Raw genomic sequence first — 6438 nt, 5'->3', positions numbered from 1 at the left:
CTGTTTCCGGGTTGCCGCCCGGGTTGGTTGCACGAGGCGTCCGGCAACGGGCGTCCCAGATGAATGGTCATCGCCCGCAAGGGTACAGAACCCGGCTTACAGGCCATCTGACATTGCTTTCCCGCATCGCCTGCCCCCGTCCCGCCACGAGCCCGACCTCGTGGCGCCAAACTTCACCGCGAGAGTTCGGGCCTCCCCCCGTTCCGGCCCTTTTCCACGGTTCGATGTTTTACTTTTGTTCTCAAATATTCGCGCGGTTAAATCCTGCTTCGGGACAGCCAGATACCGCGGAAAACCGCGAAATTACTAGGCTTTCCCGTTGACGCCCATGCTTTCCCATGTTATCCCATGATGTCCCGGATGGTAGCCAAGCCGACCCGGCTGGCACTCGCCGCTCGGGCGGGGAGATTGGGCGAACCCGAGGGGACCGGGTGGCCCGAAAGAGGGAATGAGTACGGCCTATGGAGTCGTTCCGGGGACGCTTCACCAACAAGATCGATGCGAAGGGCCGCGTCTCCGTACCGGCGAAGTTTCGCGCGATCACGATCGCGCAGGGGCTCGGCGGCATCGTCTGCTTTCCTTCGATCCAGGGAGCCTTTGTCGAAGGGTGCGGCCCGGCCTTCTCCGCGGTGATCGACGAGATGCTCGACCGGCTCGATCCCTTTTCGCGCGAGCGCGACCTGCTTGCCTCCGTCCTTCTTGGCGACAGCGCCGAGCTGATGTTCGACAGCGACGGCCGCATCGTCCTGCCGGAGGATCTGCGCGCCCATGCGAACATCACCGACGAGGCGACCTTCGTTGGCATGGGCCGGAAGTTCCAGATCTGGGAGCCGCGCGCCTATGAGACCTTCCGCGCCGAGGCGCTGGAGCAGGCGCGCGCGCATGGCGATCTCCTGCGCTCGCCGCTGGCTCTCGGTTCGGGTGGAGGTGCGCGATGAACGCTCAGGCGCCCCATATCCCCGTCATGCTTGCCGATGTGCTGGACGTGCTCCAGCCCAGGGATGGCGGCGTCTATGTCGACGGCACGTTCGGCGCGGGCGGCTATACGAGCGCCATACTCGGCAGCGCCGATTGCGCGGTGCTTGCGATCGACCGCGATCCGAGCGCCATTCTGCGCGGGCGCGAGCTTCAGTCGAAATTCGGTGAGCGGCTTACGCTTGTCGAGGGCTGCTTCGGCGACATGGCGCGGCTCGTCCGCGAGCTTGGCCATGCGACGGTCGATGGCGTCGTCTTTGACATCGGCGTCTCCTCGATGCAGATCGACGAGCCGGAGCGCGGCTTCTCGTTTCAGAAGGATGGCCCGCTCGACATGCGGATGAGCGGGACGGGGCTTTCCGCCGCCGATGTCGTCAACACGTTCGACGAGCACGATCTCGCGCGCATCATCGCCGTTTATGGCGAGGAGAAGCGCGCCCGCGCCGTTGCGCGCGCCATCGTGGCGGCGCGGGAGACGGCGCGTTTCGAGCGAACGCTCGCGCTTGCCGACACGGTCGCCCGCGTCGTCGGCCGCCGGCCGCAGGATCGCATCCACCCCGCCACGCGGACCTTTCAGGCGCTGCGCATCTTCGTCAATGACGAGCTGGGCGAGCTGGCGCGCGGCCTTTCCGGCGCGGAAGAGGTGCTGCATGAAGGCGGGCGCCTCGCCGTCGTCACCTTTCATTCGCTCGAAGACCGCATCGTGAAGCGGTTTTTCACCGCGCGCACGGGGCGCGCGGCGCGGGCGAGCCGTTACATGCCGGAGCGGAGCGAGGTCGCCCCTTCCTTCCGCGAGATCGCGCACAAGGCGCTGAAGGCGTCGGAAGCCGAGGCCGAGGAGAACCCCCGCGCGCGCTCCGCGAAGCTGCGCGCGGCGGAGCGCACATCCGCGCCCGCGCTGCCGCTCGATCTTGCCGCGCTCGGCATGGCGCGCATGCCCGCTCTCATGGAGGGCCATGCATGATCCGCACCTTCAACATCGTTCTCATCATCGTCGGCATCGCGCTCGCGGCCGGCCTTTACGACATCAAATATCGCGCCGAGGCGGCGCAGAAGCGCGCCCAGCGGCTCGAGCGCGATATTGCCAGCGAGCAGGAGGGCATTCGCGTGCTGCGCGCGGAGTGGAGTTATCTGAACCAGCCCGAGCGGCTCCAGCAGCTCGCGCAGCGCTACACCGCGCTCGAGGCGCTCAAGGCATCCCAGATCGGTTCCTTCAGCGACGTTCCCGTGCCGCACAAGACCGACGACTTCTATGTGCCGAGCCGCAAGCCGCTGGGCGGCTATGCGGGCTCCCTGCCGCAGGATATCGGCGCGGCGGAAAGGACGGTCAGATGATCGGCCGCCGCAATCAATCGAGCGCCCGTGGCCGCGTCGTGCTTGCTGGCTATGACGCGGTTTCGCGCGCGCGCCAGCCGCGCGGTGCCGGGCTGGAGGGCATGCGCTCGCCGTCCGAGCGGCGCATCTTCCTCGCGCTCGCCGTTTTCGCGGCCTGCTTCTCGCTCGTCGGCGCGCGCCTCATCGAGCTTGCCATCGTCGGCGGCGACAGGGGCGCCCGCGGCGCCGCGGCCGATGTGGCCGATCCGATCCACCGCCCCGACATTGTGGACCGCAATGGCGAAATCATGGCGACGGATATCGTCACGGCTTCGCTCTTTGCCGACGGGCGCGCGATCGTCGATCCGCAGGACACGGCGCGCCAGCTTGCGACCGTGCTTCCCGACCTCAATCCGGAGGCGGTGGCGGCGAAGCTCGAAACGGGCCGCGCCTTCATCTGGCTGAAGCGCGATCTGACGCCGAAGCAGCAATATGCCGTGCATTATCTCGGGCTTCCGGGGCTCGGCTTCCGCCGCGAGCAGCGGCGCGTCTATCCCAACGGGCACAACGCATCGCATGTGCTCGGCACCGTCGATCTCGACAATCACGGCACGTCGGGCATCGAGCGCTATATCGACAAGGTCGATCTGCTCGGCAAGGGCGGGAGCGGCGGCGAGCGTTCCGCGCCGATCGCGCTTTCGATCGACATGCGGGCCCAGTTCGCGCTGCGCAACGAGCTTGAGAACGGGCTTGCCGAATTCAAGGCCAAGGCCGCCGTCGGCATCATCATGGACGTCCATACGGGCGAAGTGGTGGCGCTTTCCTCGCTGCCCGATTTCGATCCCAACGACCCGATGCTGGTGACGGATGAGGCGCGTTTCAACCGGGCGACCCTCGGCGTCTATGAACTCGGCTCGGTCTTCAAGGCGGTCACGCTCGCTTCGGCGCTCGATTCCGGAAAGGTGCGGATGACGAGCCGCCTCGATGCGACCCAGCCCATCCGATACGCGCGTTTCACCATTCACGACTTCCACGCCGAAAACCGTTGGCTCACGCTGCCGGAAGTATTTATGTATTCCTCCAACATCGGCACGGCGAAGGTCGCGCTCGAGCTTGGCACGGACGCCTATCGCGAGTATCTGCGCCGCTTCGGCCTTCTCTCGCGCCCGCAGATCGAGCTGCCGGAAGCAGGCGAGCCGTTGTTGCCGCCGCGCTGGAGCGAATTGTCGACGATCACGGTTTCCTACGGCCAGGGTATCGCCGTGACGCCGATTCAGGTCGTGGCCGCGCTTGCGGGCATCGTGAACGGCGGCACCAAAGTCACGCCGACCTTCATGCGCCAGACGAACCCGCAGCCCGGCCCGCGGCTCATCTCGTCGGAAACGAGCAGGGACATGCAGGCGCTGCTTCGTCTCGTCGTCACCGACGGCACCGGCAAGAAGGCGGATGTGCCGGGCTATCCGGTGATGGGCAAGACCGGCACGGCGGAAAAGGCGGTCGCCGGCGGCTATGCGCGGCACAGGCTGATCTCGTCATTTCTGAGCGCGTTTCCGGCGAACGATCCGCGTTATGCGATGCTGATCATGTTCGACGAGCCGCAGGGATCGAAAGCGACATATGGCTATGCGACGGCCGGCTGGAACGCGGCGCCGGTGACGGCGCGTGTCGTCAAGCGCGTGGCGCCCCTTCTCGGGCTGCCGCCGATGGTGACACCGCAACCCAACGACATGATCCACGAAGCGAAGCTCGTGTCATACGAGCCGGGGAATGGAAATGCAGGCGATTAGGAATGCTGGCTGACATGCAGCTCGCGGCGCTCATGGGCTCCGATCTCCCGCCGCTCCCCGAAGGGGGGGCGACGGAGATTGCCGGCCTGACGGCGGACAGTCGCGAGGTGAAGCCGGGTTTCCTCTTCGCGGCGTTGCCTGGAACGCGCGTCGATGGAACGCGCTTCATTCCGCAGGCCATCGCGCAAGGCGCGGCCGCCATCCTCGTTTCCGCGGGCGCGGATGTCGAGGCGGGCGTTCCCGTCATCGCCGACAGCAATCCGCGCCGGCGCCTCGCGCTCATGGCGGCGCGTTTCTTCGGCAAGCAGCCGCATACCGTCGTCGCCGTGACCGGCACGAACGGCAAGACGTCGATCGTCACTTTCGTGCGCCAGATCTGGACGTCGCTCGGGGTCGAGGCGGCGAGCCTCGGCACGGTCGGCGTCGTGACCGCAAGGGGCGAGCGCCCGCTCGGCCACACGACGCCCGATCCCGTCACCCTTCAGTCCGAGCTTGCCGAGCTTGCCGATGAGGGGGTCACGCATCTGGCGATGGAGGCCTCGAGCCACGGGCTCGCGCAATTTCGCCTCGACGGGGTGAAGATCGCGGCCGCCGCCTTCACCAACATCACGCGCGATCATCTCGACTATCATCACACCTTCGACGACTACGCCTATTCCAAGCTCCGCCTCTTCGGAGAGGTCATGGCGCCGGGCGGCGTCGCGGTGCTCAATGCGGATGCCGAGCATTATGCGGAATTCGAGGCGGTGTCCTGGGCGCGTGGCCACCGGGTGATTTCGGTCGGCCATCGCGGGCGCGACATCTGCCTTCTCAGCACGAAGCCGACGGCGCGCGGACAGGCGCTCGACCTCGTCCATGAGGGCCGCAACTACAATGTGAACCTGCCGCTGATCGGCGGCTTTCAGGCGTCGAACGCGCTGGTGGCGGCCGGCCTCGTCATCGGTTGCGGGGGCGCGCCCGCGCGCGTCTTCGCGGCGCTCGAAACGATCAGGGGCGCGAAAGGGCGGCTCGAAGAGGTCGCGCATCTCCCCAATGGTGCCTCGATCTATGTCGATTATGCGCATACGCCCGATGCGCTGGTGAACCTGCTCGAGGCAATCAGGCCGCACACGGCGAGGCGTCTTGTCGTCGTCTTCGGTTGCGGCGGCGACCGCGATCCGGGCAAGCGCCCGCAAATGGGCGAGGCGGCCGCTCGCCTTGCCGACAAGGTTTACGTGACCGACGACAATCCGCGCAGCGAAGATCCCGCGTCGATCCGCGCCGCGATCATGGCCGCCGCGCCCGGCGCCATCGAGATCGGCGATCGCGCCGCGGCGATCGCGGCGGCCGTGCGCGACCTGCAGACGGGCGATGTGCTCATCGTTGCGGGCAAGGGGCATGAAACTGGCCAGATCGTCGGCACACGCACGATCCATTTTTCCGACCATGAGGCAATCGAGGGCGCGGTGCGGCAGATCGGAGGCGCGCAATGACCTCGCCTCTCTGGACACGCGCCGATGTCATCGCCGCCACGGGCGGCAAGGCCGAGGGCGGCGAATGGGCCGCCAGGGGCGTTTCGATCGACAGCCGCACCATCGAGGCGGGCGATCTCTTCGTCGCGATCAAGGGCGAGAACACCGACGGCCACGCCTATGTCGAGGCGGCCTTCAGCCGTGGCGCCGTGGCGGCCATCGTTTCGGATGTGACGCCGGCGATGCGCGCGGCGGGTCCGCTCGTCGTCGTTCCCGATGCGCTGGAGGCGCTGAACGCGCTCGGCCGCGCGGCGCGCCATCGCGCGGACGCCAAGGTCGTCGCGGTCACGGGCAGCGTCGGCAAGACCGGCACCAAGGAAGCGCTGCGGATGATCCTTTCGCAGCAGGGTGCGACGCATGCTTCGGCGGCGTCCTACAACAATCTCTGGGGCGTGCCGCTTTCGCTTGCGCGCATGCCGGCCAATACGCGCTTCGGCATTTTCGAGATCGGCATGAGCGCGCCGGGCGAGATCACGCCCTTGTCGAAGCTCGTCGAGCCTTTCGTCGCTCTCGTCACCACGGTCGAGGCGGTGCATATGGCCTTCTTCAACTCGGTCGAAGAGATCGCCGACGCGAAGGCCGAGGTGTTCGATGGATTGCAGAAGGGCGGCGTCGCAGTCCTCAACCGCGACAATCCGCATTTCGCGCGGCTCGAGAAGCGCGCGCGCGCGGCTGGTGCAGGCCGCATCATTTCCTTCGGCGAGGACGAGAAGGCGGATGCCCGCCTCGAGAAGGTCGTGCTCAAGGACGATTGCTCCTGCGTTTCGGCGACGATCTGCGGCGAGCCCGTGACCTACAAGCTCGGCGTGCCGGGCCGGCATATCGTCATGAACAGTCTCGCCATGCTCGCC

General features: G+C 66.9%; 6 protein-coding genes. All 6 read left to right on the top strand.

All coding sequences use genetic code 11. From position 1 onward, the window contains the following. Positions 1–461: 461 nt before the first annotated feature. Complete coding sequence (locus tag WBG82_RS16180; RefSeq protein WP_424425992.1) at positions 462–938, top strand: division/cell wall cluster transcriptional repressor MraZ; 477 nt, start codon at positions 462–464, stop codon at positions 936–938. Next, positions 935–1939: a 16S rRNA (cytosine(1402)-N(4))-methyltransferase RsmH gene (rsmH, locus tag WBG82_RS16175; protein ID WP_424425990.1), complete on the top strand. Its 1005-nt coding sequence runs from the start codon at positions 935–937 to the stop codon at positions 1937–1939. The genes WBG82_RS16180 and rsmH overlap by 4 nt, the downstream gene beginning before the upstream one ends. Next, positions 1936–2310, top strand: a complete 375-nt coding sequence (gene ftsL / locus WBG82_RS16170) for a cell division protein FtsL (RefSeq protein ID WP_424425988.1) — start codon at positions 1936–1938, stop codon at positions 2308–2310. The genes rsmH and ftsL overlap by 4 nt, the downstream gene beginning before the upstream one ends. Then, positions 2307–4076: a peptidoglycan D,D-transpeptidase FtsI family protein gene (locus tag WBG82_RS16165; RefSeq protein ID WP_424425986.1), complete on the top strand. Its 1770-nt coding sequence runs from the start codon at positions 2307–2309 to the stop codon at positions 4074–4076. Before ftsL ends, WBG82_RS16165 begins: the two co-directional genes overlap by 4 nt. A 14-nt stretch (positions 4077–4090) precedes the next feature. Continuing rightward, positions 4091–5548 carry a UDP-N-acetylmuramoyl-L-alanyl-D-glutamate--2,6-diaminopimelate ligase gene (locus tag WBG82_RS16160; protein WP_424425994.1) on the top strand — a complete coding sequence of 486 codons (1458 nt, stop codon included), beginning with the start codon at positions 4091–4093 and terminating at the stop codon, positions 5546–5548. Beyond that, positions 5545–6438 (top strand): Mur ligase family protein (locus tag WBG82_RS16155; protein ID WP_424425984.1); only part of this gene is annotated, 894 nt, incomplete at its 3' end. The genes WBG82_RS16160 and WBG82_RS16155, both read left to right, overlap by 4 nt.

Source organism: Parvibaculum sp., from assembly GCF_049671045.1.
In the GTDB taxonomy this organism is placed as follows: domain Bacteria; phylum Pseudomonadota; class Alphaproteobacteria; order Parvibaculales; family Parvibaculaceae; genus Parvibaculum.
The sequence above is the reverse complement of the archived record's forward strand: the minus strand, read 5'-3'. Positions and strand labels throughout refer to the sequence as shown.

Coding starts and splice junctions, on each gene's coding strand:
- WBG82_RS16180 (WP_424425992.1), top strand. CDS start 462: ATGGAGTCGTTCCGGGGACGCTTCACCAACAAGATCGATGCGAAGGGC.
- rsmH (WP_424425990.1), top strand. CDS start 935: ATGAACGCTCAGGCGCCCCATATCCCCGTCATGCTTGCCGATGTGCTG.
- ftsL (WP_424425988.1), top strand. CDS start 1,936: ATGATCCGCACCTTCAACATCGTTCTCATCATCGTCGGCATCGCGCTC.
- WBG82_RS16165 (WP_424425986.1), top strand. CDS start 2,307: ATGATCGGCCGCCGCAATCAATCGAGCGCCCGTGGCCGCGTCGTGCTT.
- WBG82_RS16160 (WP_424425994.1), top strand. CDS start 4,091: ATGCAGCTCGCGGCGCTCATGGGCTCCGATCTCCCGCCGCTCCCCGAA.